The following is a 23,659-nucleotide window of genomic DNA, read 5'->3' on the forward strand; positions in this document are numbered from 1 at the left end:
TAATCGTTCCCATGGAGCATCAGCAGAGGTCACGGGCGCGCCTGTCACCGTCCAGTGACACAGAAGACATCGTCACGCTGCTCGCGCCACGGCTCGCATACTTCGCGGGCGTCGCCCGCACCGAGCACGTCACGCGGGCCGCGCAGGAGATGCAGGTCCCGCAGTCGACGCTCTCCCGGGCCATGGTCCGCCTCGAACAGGACCTGGGCGTCGAGCTGTTCGCCCGCCACGGCCGGACCGTCTCCCTCACCCCCGCCGGTCGCACCTTCCTCACCTCCGTCGAGCGCGCCCTCGCCGAGGTCGAGCGCGCCGCCGACGAGGTGCGTGCCGACGCCGACGCCGCCACCGGCAAGGTCGCCTTCGGCTTCCTGCACACCATGGGCGCCGAGACGGTACCCGGCCTGATCCACGCCTTCCGCGCCGACCACCCCCGCGTCCGCTTCAGCCTCGTCCAGAACTACGGCGAGGCCATGCTGGAGCGGCTGCGGGCCGGCGAGCTCGACCTGTGCCTGACCTCGCCGGTGCCGGACGCCCCCGACCTCGTCGCCCGCCGCCTCGACGAGCAGAAACTGCGCCTGGTCGTCCCCGCCGACCACCGTCTCGCCGCCCGCAAGCGCGTCCGGCTCGCCGAGGCCGCCGACGAGACCTTCGTGACCCTGGAACCCGGCTACGGCCTGCGCCGCATCACCGACGACCTCTGCCAGGAGGCCGGTTTCCGCCCCCGGGTCGCCTTCGAGGGGGAGGAGGCGGAGACCCTTCGCGGCCTGGTGGCGGCCGGCCTCGGCGTCGCCCTCCTGCCCCCGCCCGCCGTACCCCGGCCCGGCGTGGTGGAACTGACGGTCACGGCACCGCGGGCGGTCCGGGAGATCGGCGTGGCCTGGCTGGACGGCCACCCGGACACACCCCCCGTGGCGGCCTTCAAGAGGTTCCTGCTGTCGCGGCGGGGCAGTCTGCTTCCGTAGGCCCTGCCGGGCCCTGTCTCCGGTCACGGCACCGGCGGGTCACGGCACTGGCGGGCGTTCCCCCCGCCTCCCGTGTAACGGCACTAGCGGGCGATCCCCCCGCCTCCCATGGAGAGGTCCAGCCCCTCGGTGGAGTCGAAGCCGTCGCCGTACAGCCGGGTGACTGCCCCGGTGGCCGGCCCGTCCGCCGTGCCGGGCAGGAGCCACGCGGAGCTGTCGGTCCTGTCGGTGCCGGGTGCCGCCACGACCAGGTCGGACCGGTGGTCGCCGTCCATGTCGACCAGGCGCACCGCCGCGCCGAACACGCGCCGCACGTCCGGGTCGCCGCCGAGACCGGCCTCCCCGAAGGCGCGGGCGCCCTCGCCGGTCAGGCCGTCCGGGCCGCCCCGCAGGAACAGCACCTCTTCCGGACCCGCCTTCGCGTACACCTGGTCGCGGGGCGAACCGGCCACCACGTCCGCGTAGCCGTCGCCGTCGACGTCACCGGTGTCCAGGGAGGTGAAGGCGGCGTCTTCGTCCTGAGGTTCCTCGCCGGGCACCCCCGGCGCGCCACGGTCGAGGGTCGTCGTCCGCCGGCCCTTCCCCGGCCCGGACTCCGAGCCGTACACCACGGTCACCGCACTGCGGCTCACGTCACCGCCGCGGGGGCTGAGCACGAGGTCCGCGATCCCGTCGCCGTCCACGTCGCCGGCCGCGCCCGTCGCCGCGTCGGGGAGGCCGACGTCGTCGGGCTGGGTGAAGCCGTCCGGGCCGCCCCGGAGGTGACTCACCGGCCGGTGTTCCTCGGACCAGGCCGCGTCGGGGGGCGAGTCGTCGTGGAAGGCCACCAGGTCGTCGGCGCCGTCGCCGTCCAGGTCCCCGGCGACGAGTTCCGCATAGTTCGCGCCGTCGACGTCCTTCGCCGGCCGGCGCGGGGCGGGGACCGGGGCGGTGGCCGCCGGTGTGCCGTCGCGCCCGAAGGGGCCCTTGAGCAGGCCCCTGCCGGAACCGAGCCCGAAGACCAGATCGGCATGCCCGTCCCCGTCGAAGTCCCCGGCGACGAGCTGCTCCTCCAGGATCGGATCCGTCATCCAGGGCACGTCACTGCCGTCCGTGCCCGGCACCCGCACGGCGCTCTTCAGGCCGTCCGCCGAACCCCACATGACGATCACGCTCGGCTTCCAGTCGAAGACGGAGGCGGCGAGGTCGGTGCAGCCGTCCCCGTCGAAGTCGCGGGCCATCACGTCGCTGCCGAAGAACGCCTCGTCGCGGCCCTCGCCCGGTATCCCGGCGTCGTTCTGCGTGAGGTACTGGCAGCGGGCGAGGCCGGTCCCGTCGCCCGATCCGTACGCCACCTCGATGCTGCCGCCGCCGCTGCCGTTCTCCACGTCGCCCAGGGATCCCATGGCCAGGTCGGGGTGGCCGTCCCCGTCGAAGTCGGCGGCGGGGGCGCCCCCGGCCGGGGTCCCGCCGCCCGTCGCCGCGCTGCCCCCGGCCGGTGCGGTGCCGTGGGCGGAGGTGTGACAGGCGTGCGGGGCGGTGAGGGTCCCGTCGCCGTCCCGTGCGACGACGGCCCCGACCACGACGGCCAGCGTCAGGGCCGCCGCGCCGCCCGCGATCGCCCACCGGCGTCCGCCGCCTCGTCCCCGTACCGGCTCCGGCTCGCCACCCCGATCACCCATGTGGTCAAGCACGCCCGCACCGGACCCGGCGGTTCCGTCGTCCGTCCTCGGGCTTCAGCCCGAGGAGCAGGTCAGCGCCGCAGCGAACTGCCGAACCCCGCGGCCAACGGCATCCTCAACCCCAGCGGCGGAGGCGCCGCCAGGGCGTCCCGCACCGGCCGCGAGAAGCCGTGCCCGAACAGCACGCCCCGCACGAAGTCCTCCGCCAGGGCCAGGACTTCCTGCCGGTACTGGTGCAGCCCGTGCCCGTCGGAGTGCACCTCGAACCGGCACACCTCCCGGTTCACCTTCTTCATCCGCGCCGCGAACCGGAAGGACAGCTCGGGATCGGTCCGCTGGTCGTTCGTGCCGTGCACGATCAGCACCTGCCGTCCCACCAGGTGCTTCACCGGTTCGGGTGGTGCCGCGACGTCCTCCTCCGGCAGCCAAGGGGCGATCGCGAGCACCGAGTTGACGGCCTCGTGGCCGCCCGCGCGCAGCGCGGCCCGCCCGCCCATGCCGACACCGGCGAGGCACACGGGGACGTCCCCGTAGCGCCGTACGGCCTCGTCGGCGGCCCAGGACGCGTCGGTGGCGAGATGGGCCTCGCTGCCGTTCCACCCCCGGCAGCGGTAGCGCACCACGTGGACGGCCAGGCCGTCCTGCCGGGCCGCGCGGGCGAGTCTGCGCCCGACGGCACGCACCGGGCCGTTCCCCCACAGGGGCGAGGGTCTGCGGTCGGAGACCTCGTCGCCCCCCGGGAGCAGCAGCACCACGCCGCTCACCGTCTCCGGCTCCGGGCCGATTCCCTTCCCCAGCCTGGCCGTTCGCACCGGCGTCGCTTGCTGTCCCATGACAGAACAGTGTCAGAAGCGCCGGTGTACTCCACCCGTCCGTGCGGTCACCGTTACATATCGACGCAGGTGTACAGCGCGCGATCTACGCGCGTAGGAGTTAGAGTGCGGAAATGACGAGCCAGACCATTCGACAGGGCGTCACCCCGAGCGCGGACCAGATCCGCCGGGCGCCCAAGGTTCTGCTGCACGACCACCTCGACGGCGGGCTGCGCCCCGGCACGATCGTCGACCTCGCCCGGGAGACCGGGTACGCACGGCTCCCCGAGACCGACCCCGGAAAGCTCGGCCTCTGGTTCCGGGAGGCCGCCGACTCCGGTTCCCTGGAACGGTACTTGGAGACCTTCTCGCACACCGTCGGCGTCATGCAGACCCGGGAGGCCCTGGTCCGGGTCGCCCGCGAGTGCGCCGAGGACCTCGCCGAGGACGGGGTCGTCTACGCCGAGGTCCGTTACGCGCCCGAGCAGCACCTGGAGGGCGGTCTGCGCCTCGAGGACGTCGTCGAGGCCGTCGACGAGGGCTTCCGGCAGGGCGAACGGCTCGCCCGGGCGAACGGCCACCGCATCCGGGTGGGCGCTCTCCTCACCGCCATGCGGCACGCCGCCCGCGCCCTGGAGATCGCCGAACTCGCCAACCGCTACCGCGACCTGGGCGTGGTCGGCTTCGACATCGCCGGCGCCGAGGCCGGCTACCCGCCCACCCGGCACCTCGACGCCTTCGAGTACCTGAAGCGGGAGAACAACCACTTCACCATCCACGCCGGGGAGGCCTTCGGGCTGCCGTCCATCTGGCAGGCGCTGCAGTGGTGCGGCGCCGACCGCCTCGGGCACGGCGTCCGCATCATCGACGACATCGAGGTCGCGGAGGACGGCTCCGTGAAGCTCGGACGGCTCGCCTCGTACGTCCGGGACAAGCGCATCCCGTTGGAACTGTGCCCCAGCTCCAACCTCCAGACCGGGGCGGCCGCCTCCTACGCCGAGCATCCGATCGGGCTGCTGCGCCGACTGCACTTCCGGGCCACGGTCAACACCGACAACCGGCTGATGTCCGGCACCGGCATGAGCCGGGAATTCGAGCACCTTGTCGACGCGTTCGGTTACACGCTCGACGATCTCGCATGGTTCTCGGTCAATGCTATGAAGTCAGCATTCATTCCTTTCGATGAACGACTGGCTATGATCAATGACGTGATCAAGCCCGGCTATGCCGAGCTCAAGTCCGAATGGCTGTTCCAGCAGACCGCCTCCACCAGGGGTTCCGTGGCCGGGGAGAGCTGAGGGGCGCGAATTTCCGGATCAGAATGCGGGCGGGCCTTCACGGCCTGTCCGCATTCTGATGTTTGCGGTGGGTGCCTTTTTGTGTTTACGGTCGTGGACCGCTCAGTTCCCCGATATTCGAGGACGCATTTATCATGAAGCAGTCTGCTGCCAAGACCCTCGGCGTCGCCGCGCTCGGTGCCGCTTTCGCCGCTGCCGGTGCGGGCGCCGCCACCGCGGCCCCGGCCGTCCCGGACGCCACCCAGGCACTGGGCGGCATCACCCAGTCGCTGCCGGCGGAGAAGCTCGCCACGGCGCTGCCGGGAGCCGGTGACGCGGTCCAGCAGGCCCAGCCGACGCTCGGCGCCGGCCTGGCCGCCGTGCAGCCGATCGCCCAGCAGGCGGTGGCCGAGCAGCCGACCGCGCCGGTCGGCGATCTGCTCGGCGGTCTGCCCGTCCTCAAGGGCCTGCCCACGAACGGCGTGGGGGTGAACGGGATCCCGCTGGGCTGAGTCCCGCGCGTCGCGGCGCCGTCGGGCGCATCCGGGTCCTCCGGGTGCGCCCGACGGCTTTTCCCGTACGCGGCTCGTTCCGTACGCGGCTCGTTCCGTACCCGGTGCCTACCAGGCCGTGCGGGCCTTGTCCTCGGACGGCAGGAAGATCCACAACGCTATGTAGAGCAGGAACTGCGGGCCCGGCAGCAGACAGGACAGCAGGAAGATCACGCGCATCGTCGTCGCGGAGGTGCCGAAGCGCCGGGCCAGCGCGGCGCACACTCCGCCGATCATGCGGCCGTGGGTGGGGCGGGCGAGGCTGCTGGACATCTGCGGCTCCTTCGTGAGTCGGTCCGGGGCGGCCTTTCGGTGGCTGCCCCGTCTGATGTCCACGCTACGGAGACGAAGCGGGTGAAACGTCGCCCTACGGGGCGATCCCGACCCTGGGAATCGTCGGGGTCCGCCCCTGAGCCGGCTCCTCCTGGCGGTCCGCCCGGTCTGCCCGGTCCGTACGGCGTTCGGCCCGGTGCCGCAGGCGGGCGCGGGTCGCGGGGACCACCGCGGTGTGCGCCAGGGCCACGCCCACGGTGTTGAGCAGGAGCGAGTCCACGTCGGCCACCTGGCCGGGCACCCCGGTCTGGAGGAGCTCGATGGCCAGCGACAGCAGGGCGCCCGCCGTGACCGTGCGGACCAGGGAGACGAGCGGCGAGACGTGGAGCCTGCCGTGCGTCAGGGGGAGGAGGACGCCCAGCGGTGCCAGGAGGGCGAGGCCCCCGCCGATCCGGCAGGCCGCCTGCGGCCAGCCCAGCTCCAGGTCGGCGCGGATGCCGGCGAACGGGTGCAGGTTGGAAGGCATCACCCAGGGAACGTCCAGGGGGCGCAGCGTGCACCAGGCGACGAACACGAGGTGGGCGACCAGGAGAACACTCCCGGTCGCGCGAACGCGGAACGCGGCGCTGCCGCCGATGGAGCCTTGACGCTGCACGTCCCCCTAGACGCAGGAGGCGGCGGGATCGGTTCCGGCGCCGCGGCAGCCGCACCGGGGCCCGCGCCACGGCGGCGGCCGGACGGGACCACACGGGGCCCGCCGAACCGGCCGAGCCCGCCTGTCGCCTGAACCGGCCGAGCCCGCCTGGCTCGCAGGACCGGCAGCGGCCCATGCCCCCGCCCGCCGTCAGCCCCCCGTGACCTCCGTCGACGGGGGTTCCGCCGAGCCCGGGCGGGAGCGGACCTCGTCCGTGCACTGGTAGCGGCGGGGAGGGCCCGTGGGACCGCCCAGGACCACCGAGCCGTCGCCCTCCGCCGCCGCCGAGTCGGAGAAGGTGCAGACGATCTGGGCCAGGGCGTACGAGGTCAGGTCGTCCGGCGAGGTGCTCAGGCGCAGGGTGTCGTCCGGGTCCTCGGCGGCCGGGCCGCTCACCGCCGTTCCGCCCCGCACGTCCGTGGTGTAGCCGGCTTCCTTCTCCGCGGCCGAGGGGGACTGCGCCAGTTCGTCCAGCAGGCCCTGGGCGACCAGGAGGCGGCGCGCGGAGTCGGCCGTGCCGTCGGGGACCGGGACCGTGCGGTCCACGGCGACCAGGGAGGAACCGCACAGGAGGAACACCCGTACGGGAACGCCCCCGGAGGCCTGGGCGGTCACCTCGGGCCCGGAGAGGGAGCAGTGGACCCGGGAGGGGGCCGGGCCGAAGTCGGTCGGCACCTCGGTCGCGCGGATGCCGCAGCCGGTGAGCAGGACGGCGAGGACGGGGAGCAGAGGGAGGAGAGGCAGGGCGAGGCGGCGGCGTACGGACGTGGCGTGAACGGTCATCAGGTGGCCTCCTTGTCCTTCTGCTCGCCCTGTTCCGCCAGGTCCGAGATGTCCCGGGGCAGGCGGAGGGTGAAGACCGCGCCCGACTCGGGGGAGTTGGCGGCGCTGATCTCGCCGCCGTGGATGTGGGCGTTCTCCAGGGCGATGGAGAGACCCAGCCCGCTGCCCTCGGAGCGGGGGCGGGAGGCGCTCGCCTTGTAGAACCGGTCGAAGACGTGGGGCAGGACCTCCTCGGGGATGCCGGGGCCGTGGTCGCGCACGGCGATGACGACCTCGTCGGCCGACGCTCGAACGGACACCCGCACCGGCGAGCCGCCGTGCTTGAGGGCGTTGCCGATGAGGTTGGCGAGGATCACGTCCAGGCGGCGCGGATCGAGGCGGGCGTGGATGCCGCGCTCGGCGTCCAGCTCGACGGCGTCCAGCCAGGCGCGCGCGTCGATGCACGCGGTGATCTGGTCGGCGACGTCGACGTCGTCCAGGACCAGGCGCGCCGTGCCGGCGTCGAAGCGGGTGACCTCCATCAGGTTCTCGACCAGGTCGTTCAGCCGCCGGGTCTCAGAGACCACCAGGCGGACGGCCGGCTCGATCATCGGGTCGATACCACCGGACTCCGCGTCCAGTTCCTCCTCCAGCACCTCGGTGACGGCGGTGATGGCGGTGAGCGGGGTGCGCAGTTCGTGGCTCATGTCCGCGACGAAGCGGCGGGAGGCCTCGTCCCGGGCCGCCATGTCCGCCACCCGTTTCTCGAGCGACTCGGCGGCGAGGTTGAACGTACGGGACAGATCGGCCAGTTCGTCCGTCCCGGAGACCCGTAGCCGGGTGTCCAGCTTGCCCTCGCCCAGACGGCGGGCGGCCACGCCGAGCCGGTGCACCGGCTTCAGCACGGTCGTGGCGGCGGCCTGCGCGAGCAGCGCGGCGCCGATCAGCGCCAGACCGGTGGCGATGCCCAGGGACCAGGCCAGCGAGTTGAGGTCCTTCGCCTCCGGCTCCAGCGACTTGCGCATGTAGCCGGTCGGGCCGCCCCCGATCACCTTCGTCCCGGCCACCAGGTACGGCGTCCCGTGGTCGACCACCCGCTGCCAGTACAGGTGGTACGGCGACGTGTTGCCGGCGGTCGTGCCCTGCTGCTTGTTCACCGCCCTGCGCAGCGACTCGGGCACGTCCTCCAGGGAGAAGCCGTTCAGCCCCCCGGAACTGCCGTAGACCGTCTTGCCGGTGCCGTCCTCGGCGACCAGCAGCACGCTGAACCGCTGGCTGCTGGTGGCCATCTGGCCGGCCGTGTACTGCAACTCGTCCTGCGACGGGTACTCCGCCAGCGAGCCGGCCCGGTTCTGCATCTCCTGCTCGAAGTCGCGCAGCACCGCGCCCTGGGTACGGGTCAGCACGGCCTCGCGGTTGAGCCAGTACGCGATGCCGGACGCGGACACGGCCGCGGTCAGCGCCACCAGCCCGAAGACCACGACGAGCCGCAGCCGCAGGCTGGTGAGGCGCAGCCGTGACAGATGTCCCTTGCGCGCCGCGGACCAGCCGCGGATCCCCCCTTGCCGCTGTGTCACTGAGGGGCGTCCAGGCGGTAGCCGACCCCGCGCACGGTACGGATCAGGGTGGGGGACGACGGTACGTCCTCGACCTTGGCGCGCAGCCGCTGGACGCAGGCGTCCACCAGCCGGGAGTCGCCGAGGTAGTCGTGCTCCCAGACCAGGCGCAGCAGCTGCTGCCGGGACAGCGCCTGACCGGGGCGCCGGCTCAGTTCGAGCAGCAGCCGCAGCTCGGTCGGGGTGAGCTGGAGGTCCTCGCCGTTCTTCGTCACCGTCATCGCGGCGCGGTCGATGACGAGGCTGCCGAAGGTCGCCGAGTCGTTCGACTCGCGCTCCCCGCGCCGCAGCACGGCGCGGATCCGGGCGTCGAGCACCCGGCCCTGCACCGGTTTGACGACGTAGTCGTCGGCGCCGGACTCCAGCCCGACGACCACGTCGATGTCGTCGCTGCGCGCGGTGAGCAGGATGATCGGCAGCTGGTCGGTGCGCCGGATGCGCCGGCACACCTCGAATCCGTCGATGCCGGGCAGCATCACGTCCAGCACGATCAGATCCGGCCGCTGTTCGCGCAGCAGCTTCAGACCGTCCTCACCGCTCGCAGCGGTCGCCACGCGGTGTCCCTGGCGCGTCAGTGAGAGCTCCAGGGCCGTACGGATGGCGTCGTCGTCCTCGATCAGCAACAGGGAAGGCACGGGCTCATTCTGGCCCATGGAGGTGCCGTCGTTCGACCTGTGGGCAGGGGCTCGGATGCCAGAGGGGCGTGGTTTCCGCGGCGCGCGCGGCGTACGCGGGGTACGGGGGCGGGTCCGGAGCGCCGGTGGAACCCGCGCCGGAACGTCGTAGCGCCGGTGTCTGTGTACGGGCTGTGGCGCCACCGTGACGGACCCCTGTGACAGGTCTGTGACAGTCGGCGGACACGGCGATGAAGTGCCGTAGGCAGGATTTTCGGCACAGGCACGGCAGCACGCGGCACACAGCACACAGCCGCGGCGGACGGGCCGAACGGAACGAGCACGGACACCGGAAGTCCACGACGGGGGGCGCGAGATGAACACGCTGCACGGTATGAGCACCAACGCAGTCGCAGTCGTCACGCGTCTGCACGACGTGCACCGGGGTTCCGAGAAGTCCGGTGCCGTGATGAGCGGGCGGGGGTGCGCTCGCGGCACCGGGCGTCAGCACACCGCCTACATGACGGTGGTCGACGCGGGGGAGCAGACGGCTCAGGGGGGAGCCGCGTACAGGGAGGACACGGGGGAGCGCCGCTCGCTGTCGGAGGCGGAGTTCACCGCCTACGTCCAGGAGCGCCGCGCCTCCCTGTACGCCACCGCCTACCACCTCACCGGCGACCGCTTCGAGGCCGAGGACCTGTTGCAGAGCGCGCTGTTCTCGACCTACCGGGCGTGGGACCGGATCAGTGACAAGGCGGCCGTCGGCGGCTACCTGCGACGCACGATGACCAACCTGCACATCAGCGCGTGGCGCCGCCGCAAGCTGAACGAGTACCCGACCGAGGAACTGCCGGAGACGCCCGGCGACACGGACGCGATGCGCGGCACCGAGCTGCGCGCCGTCCTGTGGCAGGCGCTGGCCCGGCTGCCCGAACTCCAGCGGACGATGCTGGTCCTGCGCTACTACGAGGGCCGCACCGACCCGGAGATCGCGGAGATCCTCGACATCAGTGTCGGCACGGTGAAGTCCAGCATCTGGCGGTCGCTCCGCCGGCTGCGCGAGGACGAGGTCCTCAGCTTCGGCCGTGACGAGGAGGACGCCTTCGGCGAGCTCGTCGCCTGAGGTGCACGGGGGCCGGCCTCCCTCGGGAGGCCGGTGAACGGGGGAACACGGGGGAAACACGGGGGAGCGGTACCGGGGGGACCCAACGGGGGACGTCGGGGGAGCGGTACCGCGCACAGCACGGGGGAAGCACCACCCGGGGGACACGGGGGAACACGAGCGGGGCTGGAGGGCCGGGGGGTCCGTCCAGTCCCGCTCTTCCGTGTGCGCCCGCCCGAGCCGGCGGGGCGTGGCCCCCGCGCGCCACGACGGCGCGTCCGCCCGTCAGACGGCCGTACGCGCCGTCGTGGCGCGGTCGCCCGCCGCCGCGGCCGCCAGCCGGCCGAGCGCCTCGTCGCGGTCGCAGGCGTACGCGCCGAGGGCGGTCTGGCGGGCCACGATGGAGCGTTCGGCACGCATCAGGCGCCAGCCGCGGCGCAGGAGGAACGGCACCGACTTGCGGCCCTCCCGCAGGTCCCGCAGGAAACGGCGGCGGAACGTCGTCACCGCACCGCGGCTCAGGCACAGCGCGTCGGCCAGCACGCCCAGGTCCCGGCAGCGGGCGACGATCTCCGCGGCGAAGATGCCCTCCGCGATGAACAGCGGGGTCCGCCCGATCTCGACGGTCTCCGCGCCGGTGCGGGCGCTGAGCGCGAGGTCGTAGACCGGGACGTTCGTACGGCCCGTGCGGCACAGGTCGGTGATCGCGGCGACCGCGGTGTCCGCGTCCCACGAGCCGGGGTGGTCCCAGTCGATGTCGGAACTCCCCGCGACCTGCGGCAGCGTCGGGTCGTCGCCCTCCTTGTAGAAGTCGTCGAGCCGCAGCACGGGCAGACCGGAGAGGGCGGCGAGGAGGGACTTGCCGGAGCCGGAGGGGCCGCAGAGCAGTACGACTCGCGTGGATATGGGCGGTGGGGAACTCACGGGACACCAGTGTGAGGCATCCGCCGGGCCGTGAACGACCCCGCGGGTCGGCTTTGATGCACGGGCCACTCCTCAACTACCCTTCGTGTCGACCTGATTACCCGACGCAGCAGAAAGTGGGCATCGCGATGGCCCGACACGACTCTTCCCGCACGCCGACCGGACGGCGCGCCCTGGTGGTCCTCGCCACGGTGGGAGCGGCCCTGGGCGCGGGCGCGGGCGTGGCCGCGGCGGCCGGGACCGAACCGGTCGTGGACGTGGTGCGCACGCGTCCCACCTCGCTCGGCACGATCGACCCCCAGGCCGGTGTGCAGGCCCTGGGCGGCACCGTCGGATACGTCACCGGCCCGCTGTCGGACCTCAAGCCCAACCCGCTCGCGGGCACGGGTGTCGACCCGCTCGACAACGGCGTCGGCACCCAGCTCGCCGACTTCCAGCCGCTGTCGTCCCGCTCGCTGACCGGGCCGGTGGCGCAGGCGTCGTCGGTCGGCGCGGTGCCGGTGGCGGGGCAGGCCGCGGGGCTGCTGGGCGGCTGACCGGCGCGCACCCGTGTGCCGTGCGCGTGGAGCGGGCCGCGTCCCTCCGACGGAGAGGGGCGCGGCCCGCTCGGCGTGGCGGGCCGTCAGTACGACGAGCCCGAGGCGCCCAGCGACCCCGTCGGGTGCCAGACGGTCTTCGTCTCCAGGAACGCCGTCATGCGGTCGATCCCGGGAGTCGCGAACCAGTCGTCCACAGGCTGTGGACGGAGCACCCGCTTCAGGTTGTCCGCGGCCGCGATCTCCAGCTCCTTCGCCAGCGACTCGTCGGCGCCCGCGAGGTCGATCGCGTTGACGTCCTGGTGGGCGGCGAGGGGCGCCGCGATCTCCGCCGTACGGCCGGAGAGGACGTTGACCACGCCGCCGGGCACGTCGGAGGTGGCCAGGACCTCGCCGAGGGAGAGCGCCGGGAGCGGGGAGCTCTCGGAGGCCACCACGACCGCCGTGTTGCCCGTGGCGATCACCGGGGCGAGCACCGAGACCAGGCCCAGGAACGACGACTCCTGCGGGGCCAGGACGGCCACCACGCCGGTCGGCTCGGGCGAGGACAGATTGAAGAACGGGCCCGCGACCGGGTTGCCGCCGCCGACCACCTGGGCGATCTTGTCGGTCCAGCCCGCGTACCAGACCCAGCGGTCGATCGTCGCGTCGACCACGGCGGCCGCCTTCGACTTCGACAGCCCCTCGGCGTCGGCCACCTCGCGGACGAACTGGCCCCGGCGGCCCTCCAGCATCTCGGCGACGCGGTAGAGGATCTGGCCGCGGTTGTACGCCGTCGCCCCGGACCAGGCGCCGAACGCCTTGCGGGCGGCCACGACCGCGTCCCGGGCGTCCTTGCGGCTCGACTGCGGCGCGTTGGCCAGCCAGTTGCCCTTGGAGTCGGTCACTTCGTACACCCGGCCGCTCTCGGAACGGGGGAACGTGCCCCCGACGTACAGCTTGTAGGTCTTGAGGACGGAGAGACGGGTCACGTCAGACATCGAGGTACGCCTCCAGGCCGTGGCGGCCGCCCTCGCGGCCGGAACCCGACTCCTTGTAGCCGCCGAACGGCGACGTCGGGTCGAACTTGTTGAACGTGTTGGACCAGACGACACCGGCCCGGAGCCTGTTCGCCACCGCGAGGATGCGGGAGCCCTTCTCCGTCCAGATGCCCGCCGACAGGCCGTACGGCGTGTTGTTGGCCTTGGCGACGGCCTCGTCCGGGGTGCGGAAGGTGAGGACCGACAGGACGGGGCCGAAGATCTCGTCGCGGGCGACGGTGTGCGCCTGGGTGACGTTCGTGAAGAGCGTCGGGGCGAACCAGTAGCCGGCGGAGGGGAGGTCGCAGGCCGGGGACCAGCGCTCGGCGCCCTCCGCCTCCCCCTGCTCGGCGAGCGCGGTGATGCGCGCGAGCTGCTCGGCGGAGTTGATCGCGCCGATGTCCGTGTTCTTGTCCAGCGGGTCGCCGAGGCGGAGCGTGGAGAGCCTGCGCTTGAGCGACTCCAGCAGCTCGTCGTGGATCGACTCCTGGACCAGGAGGCGGCTGCCCGCGCAGCAGACCTGGCCCTGGTTGAAGAAGATGCCGTTCACGACGCCCTCGACGGCCTGGTCGACCGGGGCGTCGTCGAAGACGATGTTGGCGCCCTTGCCGCCCAGCTCCAGGGTGAGCTTCTTGCGGGTGCCCGCGACCGTGCGCGCGATCTCCTTGCCGACGGCCGTGGAGCCGGTGAAGGCCACCTTGTTCACGTCCGGGTGCGCGACGAGCGCGGCGCCCGTGTCGCCGTAGCCGGGGAGGATGTTGACGACGCCCTTCGGCAGGCCCGCCCGGCGGCAGATGTCCGCGAAGAACAGGGCGCTCAGCGGAGTGGTCTCGGCCGGCTTCAGGACGACCGTGTTGCCCGTGGCCAGCGCCGGGGCGATCTTCCACGCCAGCATCAGGAGGGGGAAGTTCCAGGGGATGACCTGGCCGGCGACGCCGAGGGGCCGGGGGGCCGGGCCGAAACCGGCGTGGTCGAGCTTGTCGGCCCAGCCCGCGTGGTAGAAGAAGTGCGCGGCGACCAGGGGGAGGTCGGCGTCGCGGGTCTCCTTGATGGGCTTGCCGTTGTCCAGCGTCTCCAGGACGGCCAGTTCGCGGCTGCGTTCCTGGACGATGCGGGCGATGCGGAAGAGGTACTTGGCGCGCTCGGAGCCGGGCAGCGCCGACCACTTCTCGAAGGCCTTGCGGGCGGCCTTCACCGCGCGGTCGACGTCCTCCGAACCGGCTCGGGCGACCTCGGAGAGAACCTCCTCGGTCGACGGGGAGACCGTCTTGAAGACCTTGCCGTCGGCCGCGTCCACGAACTCGCCGTCGATGAACAGCCCGTAGGACGGCGCGATGTCGACGACCGAGCGGGACTCGGGGGCCGGTGCGTACTCGAATGCGGATGCCGATGCCATGGTGATCAGTCCACCGTCACGTAGTCGGGGCCGGAGTAGCGGCCGGTGGCCAGCTTCTGACGCTGCATCAGCAGGTCGTTCAGGAGGGAGGAGGCGCCGAAGCGGAACCAGTGGTTGTCCAGCCAGTCCTCGCCCGCGGTCTCGTTGACCAGGACCAGGAACTTGACGGCGTCCTTGGAGGTGCGGATGCCGCCGGCGGGCTTCACGCCGACCTGGACGCCGGTCCGCGCACGGAAGTCGCGGACGGCCTCCAGCATGAGCAGGGTGTTGGCGGGCGTGGCGTTGACGGCGACCTTGCCGGTGGACGTCTTGATGAAGTCCGCCCCGGCCAGCATGCCGAGCCAGCTCGCCCGGCGGATGTTGTCGTACGTCGACAGCTCGCCCGTCTCGAAGATGACCTTCAGACGGGCGGACCCGCCACAGGCCTCCCGTACGGCGACGATCTCGTCGTACACCTTCAGGTAGCGGCCGGCGAGGAAGGCGCCGCGGTCGATGACCATGTCGATCTCGTCGGCACCCGCCGCGACGGCCTCGCGGACGTCGGCGAGCTTCACGTCGAGGGCGGCACGGCCGGCCGGGAAGGCGGTGGCCACGGAGGCGACCTTGACGCCGGAGCCCGCGACGGCCGCCTTGGCGGTGGCGACCATGTCGGGGTAGACGCAGACCGCGGCCGTCGAGGGCGTCGTCCGGTCGGTCGGGTCGGGGCGGACGGCCTTCGCGCCGAGCGCCCGGACCTTGCCCGGGGTGTCCGCGCCTTCCAGCGTCGTCAGGTCGACCATCGAGATGGCGAGGTCGATGGCGTACGCCTTCGCGGTCGTCTTGATGGAACGGGTACCGAGGGATGCGGCGCGCGCCTCCAGGCCGACCCCGTCGACGCCGGGCAGCCCGTGGAGGAAGCGGCGCAGCGTGCTGTCGGACGCGGTGACGTCCGTGAGGGCATGAGCTGCGGTGGGTGCGTTGGTGGGCATGGTCACCAGACGAGCATATCTACGCGCGTAGCGGCTGTACACCCCGGAGGACGGCTCCCTGGGGGGCGAGCCGAGGGCGGGGCGGCCCGGCGCCGCCGGCGTGCGGCAGAATCGGGGCCATGACGAGCCCGGAAGACCAGTCACCAGCGCCGCGGCCCTCGGCCCCCGAGTCCAGGGACCGCATCTACCGGTCGCCCGCGGGCCTCGTCGGCGGGGCGCTGCTGCTCGCGGTCGTCGGCTGGCTCGGTGTCGACGCGATCGTCGCGGGGGAGGGCCGCACACCGTGGCTGGCGCTCGCGGCGCTCATCCTGCTGGTGCCGCTGATCGTCGCGTTCACGCTGCGCCCGGCGGTGTTCGCCGGCGACGACCGGCTGCGCGTGCGCAACCCCTTCCGGCAGGTCGTCCTCCCCTGGGGGCAGGTCGACGAGCTCCGGTCCGGGTTCTCCAACGAGGCCGTCACCGGGTCCGGGACGAAGTACCAGCTGTGGGCGATCCCGGTCTCGCTGCGGGCGCGGAAGAAGGCGGTGCGTCAGGAGGCGCGGGCCGCGGCGGAGCGTCCGGCCGAACGGCAGGGGCGTGGCGGCGGGGGCGGTCGCGGGGGCGGCGGGTTCGGCGGGCTCGGCGGGCTCGGGGGCGGGGCGTCCCTGGGCGGACGGTCCGGGACCGGTGCGCCGGACGGGCCCGCGCGGGCCGAGAGCGACCAGATCATGCACGAGCTGCGGGAACTGTGGGAGACGCGGCAGAAGGAGGAGAGCGCCCAGGGAGAGGTGAGCGTGCGGTGGGCCTGGGAGATCGTGGGGCCGGCCGTCGCCGGGGCCGTGGTGCTGGGGATTCTGCTGGTTGTGGGGTGAGGCGGGGGCGGTGCCGGGGTCGGGGGCGGCGGCGGTCTGTGGGATGACGCGCGGGCGGTCCCCGGACACAGGTTCGTCCGCCATGATCGGGGGCTCGGCTCGGCTCGGCGGGGCGTCGCCTGTGTGGGCTGTCGCCGGTGCGGGGTTTCGTCCGTTCGGTGCGGTGGCTGTGCGGGAGGTCGTTCGTGCGGGGCGGGTCGGCCGGTTGCCGGTCCGTGCGGGGCGTGTTCATGGGGGCATGGGGAGCTGACGAACGTTGAGCGGTGATCTCGACGGGGTGCTGCGGCTGCCCGGCTCCGCGGTGCCCGACGGGTGCCGCCCCTGGGAGGGCGGGACGGCCCGACGGTGGCTGGAGGCGCTGCCCCCACGCTGGGTGCCCGTCCGGGCGCGGCCCTCGGTGGCGGGCGTGGGGCTGCCGGCGGCCGCGGTCGCCGGGGCCGCCGGGCTCGCCGCGTGCGCCGGGACGCCCGGCTGGGCAGCCGCTCTGGTCGCGCTGCACCTCGTATGGCCGGCGATGCGCCCGGAGGCGGCCCTCCTGCTCGCTCCCCCCGCCGGTCTCGTCGTCCTCGGGGCGGGAGACGGTCCGTGGACCGTGCGGCTGGGGCTCGTGGCCGGGCTCGTGGCGGTCTGGGCCGCCGTCGCGGTACGGCTGTCCGCGCGCGGCGCGCAGCGGGCGGCCGCTCTGGGGGCCGCCGGTGGAGTGACCTCCGCGCTGCCGGGGATGCCCAGGCCGCCGCGGAGGGGCGCCTTCCTCCTCTGGTCCGGGGCCGCCGTCGTCCTCGTCGGCGGGGTGCTCGGTGCCACCGCCGGATCGTGGGCGGGGGAGGGCTGGCGGCGGGCCGCGGTCGCCGCCGCCTGGTGCGTCGTCGGGCTCGGGCTCACCGTCGTGCTGTCCGCCGGGCTCGGCCGGCGCCGGACGGCCGGGCTGCGGCGCGCGCCCGTCCCGGTGCTGCGCGTGCTCGTGCGGGAGGACGCCGACGGCGACACGGAGGTCTTCGCCGCCGACGACCTCGCCGCGCTGCGGCCCCTGTTCACCGTCGCCACCTCCGAGACGCGGACGGACGACGACGATGACGACGATGACGACGAGGAACTCCAGGAGCTCCTGGCGCGCGTGGCGGACTCCCGCGTCGGGCCAGTGCGCGAGGCCGTCCTGTACGGCGTGCCGCACGACGGTGCCGAGGCCGTCCTGCTCGCCGCCGCCGAGCGCGACGGCGAGCCGCCCGTGGTGGAGGCGTCCGTGGGACCGGTGCGGCCGGTGACCGGGCCGGCCGCGCGGCGCAGGGCCGCGGCGGAGAAGAGGAGTGCGGCCCGGGACGCCCGTGACGCTCGGTCGCGCCGGGCGGCCGGGGCGGCCGTCGCCGGGCGGTCCGGCCGCGGAGCGCCGGCGGAGGTGATCCGGTGGCGGGCCGGTCGGGCCGACTGGTTCGCCGCGGTGCTGGTGGTCCTCTACGGAGCCCTGATCCTGGACGCCTCGGGGTGGCGGCGGTACGCCGCCGGTGTCCTGGTGACCGCGGCCGCCACCCTGGACCTGCCGCACCGGCTCGCCTGGCGCGTCACGGCCGACCGCGCGGGACTGTGGATCACCGGCTTCCGGCGGACCCGGCTGCTGGCCTGGGACGACATCCGGGACGTGCGCTGCGAGGGGCCCGCGCTCAAGGTGTCCGGCGCGCGGGCCTCGACGGTCCAGTTGCGGGTGTACGCGCCGCGCTGGCGCCTGCTGGAGCGCCGGCTGGGTTGGACGCACCCCCACGAGCGGATGGCCGCCGAGCTGACCGCGCTGTGGAAGGACCCGGCGCTGCGGCCGGCCGGCACGGTCGACGAACGCCGGCGCGGGCAGGCGCTGTGGCCGCTGGGGACGGCACTCGGCGCGGTGTGCGCGGCGTGGGTGATCTTCCGGGCCTGACCCGTGGTCGCGCCGCTCCCGTTGGGTGCGGCGGGGTATGGCCTCTTCCTTGGGCAGCGGCGGCAGCGGCGTTCGGCAGGTGGTCGGCGGGCATACGGCCTGTCTCTCGCGTAGCCGTGTCCGGGAGGCCGTGCCCGGGAGGCCGTCGGCGGGCGCGCCGCCTCCCCCTCGGGCAGTGGGCAACGGTGTCCGAGGGGCCGGTCGGCAGGTGCTCTCCGGGACTCCGCTCGGGTCCTCGCCCGCGCCGCCCGCGCCGCCTGGGCCGTCCGTGCCGCCTGGGCCGTCCGTGCCGCCTGGGCCGCCCGTGCCGCCCCGCCGCCTGGGCCGCCCCGCCGCCTGGGCCGCCCCGCCGCCTGGGCCGCCCCGCCGCCTGGGCCGCCCCGCCGCCTGGGCCGCCTGGGCCGCCTGGGCCGCCTGGGCCGCCCGCGCCGCCTGGGCCGCCTGGGCCGCCTGGGCCGCCTGGGCCGCCTGGGCCGCCTGGGCCGCCTGGGCCGCCCGCGCCGCCCCGCCGCCTGGGCCGCCTGGGCCGCCTGGGCCGCCCGCGCCGCCTGGGCCGCCTGGGCCGCCCGCGCCGCCTGGGCCGCCCGTGCCGCCCGGGCCGCCCCGCCGCCTGGGCCGCCTGGGCCGCCCGCGCCGCCCGCGCCGCCCGTGCCGCCCCGCCGCCTGGGCCGCCCGCGCCGCCCCGCCGCCTGGGCCGCCCGCGCCGCCCCGCCGCCTGGGCCGCCCGCGCCGCCCGCGCCGCCCCGCCGCCTGGGCCGCCCGGGTCGCCCGTGCCGCCCGCGCCGCCCGCGCCGGCTGGGCCGCCCGCGTCGGCTGACCAGGGGGGTACGGCACACGGAGGGGTGGACGCGCCCGAGAGGTGTGAAGCCGTGTCCGTACCGCCCTTCGAGGGGACGCGAGGGAGCGGGGCGGGCCTCCCGGAAGCGTGAGGGCCCCTGCACACGGCGTGAACCGGGGTGTCGCGTTCATCCCGTGCCGGGGTCCCGGCCGGAGGCGCCCCGCGGGTGCGCCTCAGATGCCCGCGGCCGCCGACAGGTCCCGCTTGACGGCCGTGAGCAGGTCGTCCGCCGTCGCGCGGGCCGCCGGGAGATCCGAGGGGGAGCCGACGGGCACCACGACCTCCAGGTAGCACTTCAGCTTCGGCTCGGTGCCGCTGGGCCGGACGATCACCCGGGCGCCGTCGAGCGTGTAGCGCAGGCCGTCCGTGGGAGGGAGTCCGCCGGTGCCCCGCGTGAGGTCCTCGACGCGGGTGACGGGCAGCCCCGCCAGGGCGGACGGCGGCCGCTCGCGCAGGCGCCGCATCGCGTCCGTGATCTCCGACAGGTCCTCCACCCGGACCGACAGCTGGTCGGTGGCGTGCAGACCGTGCTCGACGGCGAGGTCGTCGAGGAGGCCGAGCAGGGTGCGGCCGTCCTCCTTCAGGACGGAGGCCAGCTCGGCGACGAGCAGGGCGGCCGTGATGCCGTCCTTGTCGCGGACGCCCTCGGGGTCCACGCAGTAGCCGAGGGCCTCCTCGTAGCCGTAGCGCAGGCCGTCGACGCGGGCGATCCACTTGAAGCCGGTGAGGGTCTCCTCGTAGGGCAGCCCGGCCTTCTCGGCGATCCGGCCCAGCAGGGACGAGGAGACGATCGACTCGGCGAAGGTGCCGCGGGCGCCACGGTTCACCAGGTGCGCGGCGAGCAGGGCGCCCACCTCGTCGCCCCGGAGCATGCGCCAGTCGCCGCCGTCCTCGACGGCCACGGCGCAGCGGTCGGCGTCCGGGTCGTTGGCGACGACGAGATCGGGCCGCGTCTCCGCGGCCTTCGCGAAGGCCAGGTCCATCGCCCCGGGCTCCTCCGGGTTGGGGAAGGCGACCGTCGGGAAGTCCGGGTCGGGCTCGGCCTGCTCGGCGACGAGGTCGGGCGCGGGGAACCCGGCCCGCGCGAAGGCGGCGAGCAGGACGTCCTTGCCGACACCGTGCATCGCCGTGTACACCGTCCGCGCGGTGCGGGGGGAGCCGGGGGCGAGGACGGCGTCCGTGCGGGCCAGGTAGGCGTCGAGGACGGTGTCGTCGAGGGTCTCCCAGCCGGAGTCCGGGCGGGGGACGTCGGCCAGGGAGCGGACGGCGGCGATCTCGGCCGCGATCTCCGCGTCGGCGGGCGGGACGATCTGCGAGCCGTCGCCCAGGTACACCTTGTAGCCGTTGTCCTGGGGCGGGTTGTGGCTGGCGGTGACCTCGACGCCGGCCACCGCGCCCAGGTGCCGTACGGCGAAGGCGAGGACGGGGGTGGGCAGCGGGCGGGCCAGGACGGCCGCGCGCAGGCCCGCGCCCGTCATCACGGCGGCGGTGTCCCGGGCGAACTCGGCGGACTTGTGGCGCGCGTCGTAGCCGATGACGACGAGGCCGTCGCCCCGGCCCTCGGCCACGAGGTACGCGGCGAGGCCCGCGGCGGCGCGGATGACGACGGCCCGGTTCATACGCGTCGGACCGGCGCCGAGCGCGCCGCGCAGACCGGCGGTGCCGAACCGGAGGGTGCCGCCGAACCGGGCGGCGAGCTCGGCGCGGTCGCCCGCGGCGAGGAGCGCGGCGAGTTCCTCGCGGGTGTCCGGGTCGGGGTCCTCGGCGAGCCAGGCGTGGGCGCGAGCGGTCAGATCGTCGTCGTGCACGTGGGTCAACCTCTCAGAGTGTGCGTGCGGTGCGGGTGCCGGGCGTCTCCCCGCCCCCGCCGCCCCTTACAGCCGGTCCAGCACCTGCGCCAGCAGGGACCCCATCCGGGCCGCGCTGTCACGGCCGGCCTGGAGGACCTCCTCGTGGCTGAGGGGCTCGCCCGTCATACCGGCCGCCAGGTTCGTCACCAGGGAGATGCCCAGCACCTCCGCGCCCGCCTCGCGCGCGGCGATCGCCTCCAGGACGGTCGACATGCCCACCAGGTCCGCCCCGATGACCCGCGCCATGCGGATCTCGGCCGGCGTCTCGTAGTGCGGGCCGGGGAACTGGGCGTAGACGCCCTCCTCCAGCGTGGCGTCGATCTCCTTGCACAGCGCCCGCAGCCGCGGCGAGTACAGGTCGGTGAGGTCGACGAAGTTGGCGCCGACGATCGGGGAGGCCGCCGTGAGGTTGATGTGGTCGCCGATCAGGACCGGCTGTCCGGGACGCATGCCCTCGCGCAGACCGCCGCAGCCGTTGGTCAGCACGATCGTCTTGCTGCCGGCCGCGACCGCCGTACGGACGCCGTGCGCGACGGCGGCCACGCCACGGCCCTCGTAGTAGTGCGTACGGCCCAGGAAGACCAGGGCGCGCTTTTCACCGATGCGGTACGAGCGGATCCTGCCGCCGTGCCCCTCGACCACCGGCGGCGGGAAGCCGGGCAGCTCGGTCACGTGGAACTCGGCCTCGGGCGCACCCAGGGCGTCGACGGCCGGTGCCCAGCCGGAGCCCATCACGAGGGCGACCTCGTGGGTCTCGGCGCCGGTGAGTTCGCGCAGGCGCGTGGCGGCCGCGTCGGCGGCGGCGTGGGGGTCGCCCTGGATGTCGTCCGGGAGAAGAGATGCGTTCACGCGGATGAGCGTAGCCGGTCCGGGCCTACGCGCGTAGATGACGGAGCCCACGGGACGGCGATCGTTGTCTTGTCGTTTCCAACGGTGTCGTGTCCGGCGGCGGGAGGTACGAGGTGAGGGCCTCCCGGGGTGAGGGCCTCACGCGCTCGTCAGCACGGCCGTTTGCGCAGCTCCATCACGTAATCGTGGGGTGCCCCCGCGGACTCGGCGGCGTCGGCGACCTCGCCCAGGTAGCGGGCGGACGGCAGACCGCCCTCGTAGCCGTTCAGGACGTACGTCCAGCCGCGCTCCTCGCCGTCCAGGGTGTGGACGCGGACCCGGAGCCGGCGGTAGATGCCGAGGCCCACGCCCTCCCACCGGTCCAGCGGCTCCTCGTCCATGGGGGCGAGGTCGTACAGCGCGACGAAGACCTGGGCGGTGGGGTCCTCCACGATCGTCGCCAGGGCGCCCTCCCAGCCCATCTGCTCCCCGCCGAAGGTCAGCCGCCAGCCGTTCAGCCAGCCGGTCGCGCGCAGCGGCGAGTGCGGGGCGCGGCGGGTCATCAGCCGCGCGTCGAGGTTGCCGGCGTACGCGGCGTAGAGCGACATGCGACGAGGGTACGGCAGCCCCCGCGCACGTCCCTCCCGTCGTCCACGGCCCCCGCGGCACCGGCGGTACCGCCGCCCGGCCCCCCGGCGACGTACGGCGCCGGAGCGTGCGGGACAATGGAGTACGTGACTCGGATCGTGATCATCGGTGGCGGACCCGGCGGCTACGAAGCGGCGCTGGTGGCCGCTCAGCTCGGCGCGGAGGTGACCGTCGTCGACTCCGACGGTCTGGGCGGGGCGTCGGTGCTGACCGACTGCGTACCGTCGAAGACTCTCATCGCCACGGCCGAGGTGATGACCACCTTCGACTCCTCCTACGAGGAGCTGGGGATCATCGTCGCCGACGACACCCCGCCGCTGGAGCAGTCGGCCCGGGTCGTCGGCGTGGACCTCGACAAGGTCAACCGGCGGGTGAAGCGGCTCGCGCTCGCGCAGTCGCACGACATCACCGCCTCCGTCACGCGCGCGGGCGCCCGCGTCCTGCGCGCCCGCGGCCGGCTGGAGGGCATGCAGGCCCTCGACGGTTCGCGCAAGGTCGTGGCGCGGGCGGCCGACGGCAGCGAGGAGACCCTCGTCGCGGACGCCGTGCTCATCGCTACCGGCGGTCACCCCCGGGAGCTGCCCGACGCCCAGCCCGACGGGGAGCGCATCCTCAACTGGACCCAGGTCTACGACCTCCGTGAGCTGCCCGAGGAGCTCATCGTGGTCGGCTCGGGCGTGACGGGTGCCGAGTTCGCCGGCGCGTACCAGGCGCTCGGGTCCAAGGTCACCCTCGTCTCCTCCCGGGACCGCGTGCTGCCGGGCGAGGACCCCGACGCCGCCGCCGTCCTGGAGGACGTCTTCCGGCGCCGTGGCATGAACGTCATGGCCCGCTCCCGCGCCCAGTCCGCCAAGCGGGTCGGGGACGGCGTCGAGGTGACCCTCGCCGACGGGCGGGTCATCACCGGCTCGCACTGTCTGATGGCCGTCGGCGCCATCCCCAACAGCGAGGGCCTCGGGCTGGAGGAGGCGGGCGTCAAGGTCCGCGACTCCGGGCACATCTGGACCGACAGGGTGTCCCGCACCACGGCTCCCGGCGTCTACGCCGCCGGTGACGTGACCGGCGTGTTCGCGCTCGCCTCCGTCGCCGCCATGCAGGGGCGCATCGCCATGTACCACTTCCTCGGCGACGCGGTGGCCCCGCTGAACCTCAAGACCGTCTCCTCCAACGTCTTCACCGACCCCGAGATCGCCACCGTCGGCTACACGCAGGCCGACGTCGACTCGGGCAAGATCGACGCGAAGGTCGTCAAGCTGCCGCTGCTGCGCAATCCGCGCGCCAAGATGCAGGGCATCCGCGACGGATTCGTCAAGATCTTCTGCCGGCCGGGCACGGGGATCGTCGTCGGCGGCGTCGTCGTCGCGCCGCGCGCCTCGGAACTCATCCACCCCATCTCGATCGCCGTCGACAACAATCTGACGGTCGAACAGATCGCGAACGCCTTCACCGTGTATCCGTCCCTTTCGGGCTCGATCGCCGAGGTGGCACGGCAGTTGCACACGAGGAAGACGGGCGCGGACGTCTAGGCCTGGCCCACGGCGTGACCTGCGGCCGGATTCGATTCCCCGCCG

General features: G+C 74.1%; 22 protein-coding genes. 8 read left to right on the forward strand and 14 right to left on the reverse strand.

Annotated features, from left to right (window positions below):
- The first annotated feature begins 11 nt into the window (after positions 1-11).
- Positions 12-962, forward strand: coding sequence for a LysR substrate-binding domain-containing protein (locus ACIP67_RS31795; protein ID WP_401696367.1), 951 nt, complete (start codon positions 12-14; stop codon positions 960-962).
- Between the two features lie 83 nt (positions 963-1,045).
- Here the strand turns inward: ACIP67_RS31795 and ACIP67_RS31800 are convergent, their stop codons facing one another.
- Entirely contained in the window at positions 1,046-2,635 is a 1,590-nt protein-coding gene (locus tag ACIP67_RS31800) for an FG-GAP-like repeat-containing protein (RefSeq protein ID WP_401696368.1), read from the reverse strand.
- Positions 2,636-2,694: 59 nt separating this feature from the next.
- Positions 2,695-3,456, reverse strand: a complete 762-nt coding sequence (locus ACIP67_RS31805) for an alpha/beta hydrolase (protein ID WP_401696369.1) — start codon at positions 3,454-3,456, stop codon at positions 2,695-2,697.
- A gap of 113 nt (positions 3,457-3,569) precedes the next feature.
- Here ACIP67_RS31805 and ACIP67_RS31810 point away from each other — a divergent pair, with 113 nt between their 5' ends.
- Together ACIP67_RS31810 and ACIP67_RS31815 are read left to right on the forward strand one after the other, a co-directional pair.
- Complete coding sequence (locus tag ACIP67_RS31810; protein WP_389513601.1) at positions 3,570-4,733, forward strand: adenosine deaminase; 1,164 nt, start codon at positions 3,570-3,572, stop codon at positions 4,731-4,733.
- 134 nt (positions 4,734-4,867) lie between these two features.
- Complete coding sequence (locus tag ACIP67_RS31815) at positions 4,868-5,224, forward strand: ATP-binding protein (RefSeq protein WP_401696370.1); 357 nt, start codon at positions 4,868-4,870, stop codon at positions 5,222-5,224.
- Positions 5,225-5,332: 108 nt separating this feature from the next.
- On the opposite strand, the gene ACIP67_RS31820 is transcribed toward ACIP67_RS31815, so the two are convergent.
- The 5 genes from ACIP67_RS31820 to afsQ1 all read right to left on the reverse strand — a co-directional run bounded on the left by ACIP67_RS31820 (position 5,333) and on the right by afsQ1 (position 9,243).
- A complete protein-coding gene (locus ACIP67_RS31820; RefSeq protein WP_365470621.1) occupies positions 5,333-5,536 on the reverse strand; it encodes a PspC domain-containing protein in 204 nt (67 codons plus the stop codon).
- 94 nt (positions 5,537-5,630) lie between these two features.
- Entirely contained in the window at positions 5,631-6,191 is a 561-nt protein-coding gene (locus ACIP67_RS31825; RefSeq protein ID WP_401696371.1) for a VanZ family protein, read from the reverse strand.
- A gap of 189 nt (positions 6,192-6,380) precedes the next feature.
- Entirely contained in the window at positions 6,381-7,013 is a 633-nt protein-coding gene (locus ACIP67_RS31830; protein WP_401696372.1) for a hypothetical protein, read from the reverse strand.
- Positions 7,013-8,569, reverse strand: a complete 1,557-nt coding sequence (locus tag ACIP67_RS31835) for an ATP-binding protein (RefSeq protein WP_401696374.1) — start codon at positions 8,567-8,569, stop codon at positions 7,013-7,015. The genes ACIP67_RS31830 and ACIP67_RS31835 overlap by 1 nt, the downstream gene beginning before the upstream one ends.
- Complete coding sequence (gene afsQ1 / locus ACIP67_RS31840) at positions 8,566-9,243, reverse strand: two-component system response regulator AfsQ1 (protein ID WP_189933766.1); 678 nt, start codon at positions 9,241-9,243, stop codon at positions 8,566-8,568. The genes ACIP67_RS31835 and afsQ1 overlap by 4 nt, the downstream gene beginning before the upstream one ends.
- A 355-nt stretch (positions 9,244-9,598) precedes the next feature.
- On the opposite strand from afsQ1, the gene ACIP67_RS31845 reads away from it, so the two are divergent.
- On the forward strand, positions 9,599-10,345 hold the full coding sequence (locus tag ACIP67_RS31845; RefSeq protein WP_401696375.1) for a SigE family RNA polymerase sigma factor: 747 nt from the start codon (positions 9,599-9,601) through the stop codon (positions 10,343-10,345).
- A 264-nt stretch (positions 10,346-10,609) separates the two neighbouring features.
- On the opposite strand, the gene ACIP67_RS31850 is transcribed toward ACIP67_RS31845, so the two are convergent.
- Positions 10,610-11,248, reverse strand: a complete 639-nt coding sequence (locus ACIP67_RS31850; RefSeq protein ID WP_401696376.1) for a uridine kinase — start codon at positions 11,246-11,248, stop codon at positions 10,610-10,612.
- Positions 11,249-11,376: 128 nt separating this feature from the next.
- Between ACIP67_RS31850 and ACIP67_RS31855 the strand changes: the two genes are divergently transcribed.
- Positions 11,377-11,784, forward strand: a complete 408-nt coding sequence (locus tag ACIP67_RS31855) for a hypothetical protein (protein ID WP_401696378.1) — start codon at positions 11,377-11,379, stop codon at positions 11,782-11,784.
- An 86-nt stretch (positions 11,785-11,870) separates the two neighbouring features.
- On the opposite strand, the gene ACIP67_RS31860 is transcribed toward ACIP67_RS31855, so the two are convergent.
- The 3 genes from ACIP67_RS31860 to deoC are packed head-to-tail and all read right to left on the reverse strand — an operon-like array spanning position 11,871 to position 15,167.
- Entirely contained in the window at positions 11,871-12,764 is an 894-nt protein-coding gene (locus ACIP67_RS31860) for an aldehyde dehydrogenase family protein (protein WP_401696380.1), read from the reverse strand.
- On the reverse strand, positions 12,757-14,199 hold the full coding sequence (locus tag ACIP67_RS31865; RefSeq protein ID WP_401696381.1) for an aldehyde dehydrogenase family protein: 1,443 nt from the start codon (positions 14,197-14,199) through the stop codon (positions 12,757-12,759). Before ACIP67_RS31865 ends, ACIP67_RS31860 begins: the two co-directional genes overlap by 8 nt.
- Positions 14,200-14,204: 5 nt before the next feature.
- On the reverse strand, positions 14,205-15,167 hold the full coding sequence (gene deoC, locus ACIP67_RS31870) for a deoxyribose-phosphate aldolase (protein WP_401696464.1): 963 nt from the start codon (positions 15,165-15,167) through the stop codon (positions 14,205-14,207).
- A 119-nt stretch (positions 15,168-15,286) separates the two neighbouring features.
- On the opposite strand from deoC, the gene ACIP67_RS31875 reads away from it, so the two are divergent.
- Both ACIP67_RS31875 and ACIP67_RS31880 read left to right on the forward strand, forming a co-directional pair.
- Positions 15,287-16,018: a PH domain-containing protein gene (locus tag ACIP67_RS31875; RefSeq protein ID WP_401696383.1), complete on the forward strand. Its 732-nt coding sequence runs from the start codon at positions 15,287-15,289 to the stop codon at positions 16,016-16,018.
- Between the two features lie 256 nt (positions 16,019-16,274).
- Positions 16,275-17,924: a hypothetical protein gene (locus ACIP67_RS31880; RefSeq protein WP_401696384.1), complete on the forward strand. Its 1,650-nt coding sequence runs from the start codon at positions 16,275-16,277 to the stop codon at positions 17,922-17,924.
- A gap of 1,011 nt (positions 17,925-18,935) precedes the next feature.
- Here ACIP67_RS31880 and ACIP67_RS31885 read toward each other — a convergent pair.
- From ACIP67_RS31885 to ACIP67_RS31895, 3 genes are all read right to left on the reverse strand, one after another.
- Positions 18,936-20,579, reverse strand: coding sequence for a phospho-sugar mutase (locus ACIP67_RS31885; RefSeq protein WP_401696385.1), 1,644 nt, complete (start codon positions 20,577-20,579; stop codon positions 18,936-18,938).
- Positions 20,580-20,636: 57 nt separating this feature from the next.
- Positions 20,637-21,461, reverse strand: a complete 825-nt coding sequence (locus tag ACIP67_RS31890; RefSeq protein WP_401696386.1) for a purine-nucleoside phosphorylase — start codon at positions 21,459-21,461, stop codon at positions 20,637-20,639.
- A gap of 149 nt (positions 21,462-21,610) precedes the next feature.
- A complete protein-coding gene (locus ACIP67_RS31895; RefSeq protein ID WP_401696387.1) occupies positions 21,611-22,048 on the reverse strand; it encodes a gamma-glutamylcyclotransferase in 438 nt (145 codons plus the stop codon).
- Positions 22,049-22,165: 117 nt separating this feature from the next.
- Here ACIP67_RS31895 and ACIP67_RS31900 point away from each other — a divergent pair, with 117 nt between their 5' ends.
- Entirely contained in the window at positions 22,166-23,614 is a 1,449-nt protein-coding gene (locus tag ACIP67_RS31900; protein WP_401696388.1) for an NAD(P)H-quinone dehydrogenase, read from the forward strand.
- The last annotated feature ends 45 nt before the right edge of the window (positions 23,615-23,659 follow it).

Source organism: Streptomyces sp. NPDC088812 (assembly GCF_044750285.1).
GTDB lineage: Bacteria > Actinomycetota > Actinomycetes > Streptomycetales > Streptomycetaceae > Streptomyces.

What these genes read in the sequence shown, in the direction of transcription:
- ACIP67_RS31815 (WP_401696370.1), top strand. Translation starts at nt 4,868, where the DNA reads ATGAAGCAGTCTGCTGCCAAGACCCTCGGCGTCGCCGCGCTCGGTGCC.
- ACIP67_RS31820 (WP_365470621.1), bottom strand. Translation starts at nt 5,536, where the DNA reads ATGTCCAGCAGCCTCGCCCGCCCCACCCACGGCCGCATGATCGGCGGA.
- ACIP67_RS31900 (WP_401696388.1), top strand. Translation starts at nt 22,166, where the DNA reads ATGGAGTACGTGACTCGGATCGTGATCATCGGTGGCGGACCCGGCGGC.
- ACIP67_RS31895 (WP_401696387.1), bottom strand. Translation starts at nt 22,048, where the DNA reads ATGTCGCTCTACGCCGCGTACGCCGGCAACCTCGACGCGCGGCTGATG.
- ACIP67_RS31810 (WP_389513601.1), top strand. Translation starts at nt 3,570, where the DNA reads ATGACGAGCCAGACCATTCGACAGGGCGTCACCCCGAGCGCGGACCAG.
- ACIP67_RS31845 (WP_401696375.1), top strand. Translation starts at nt 9,599, where the DNA reads ATGAACACGCTGCACGGTATGAGCACCAACGCAGTCGCAGTCGTCACG.
- ACIP67_RS31865 (WP_401696381.1), bottom strand. Translation starts at nt 14,199, where the DNA reads ATGGCATCGGCATCCGCATTCGAGTACGCACCGGCCCCCGAGTCCCGC.
- deoC (WP_401696464.1), bottom strand. Translation starts at nt 15,167, where the DNA reads ATGCCCACCAACGCACCCACCGCAGCTCATGCCCTCACGGACGTCACC.
- ACIP67_RS31860 (WP_401696380.1), bottom strand. Translation starts at nt 12,764, where the DNA reads ATGTCTGACGTGACCCGTCTCTCCGTCCTCAAGACCTACAAGCTGTAC.
- ACIP67_RS31795 (WP_401696367.1), top strand. Translation starts at nt 12, where the DNA reads ATGGAGCATCAGCAGAGGTCACGGGCGCGCCTGTCACCGTCCAGTGAC.
- ACIP67_RS31875 (WP_401696383.1), top strand. Translation starts at nt 15,287, where the DNA reads ATGACGAGCCCGGAAGACCAGTCACCAGCGCCGCGGCCCTCGGCCCCC.
- ACIP67_RS31805 (WP_401696369.1), bottom strand. Translation starts at nt 3,456, where the DNA reads ATGGGACAGCAAGCGACGCCGGTGCGAACGGCCAGGCTGGGGAAGGGA.
- ACIP67_RS31830 (WP_401696372.1), bottom strand. Translation starts at nt 7,013, where the DNA reads ATGACCGTTCACGCCACGTCCGTACGCCGCCGCCTCGCCCTGCCTCTC.
- ACIP67_RS31855 (WP_401696378.1), top strand. Translation starts at nt 11,377, where the DNA reads ATGGCCCGACACGACTCTTCCCGCACGCCGACCGGACGGCGCGCCCTG.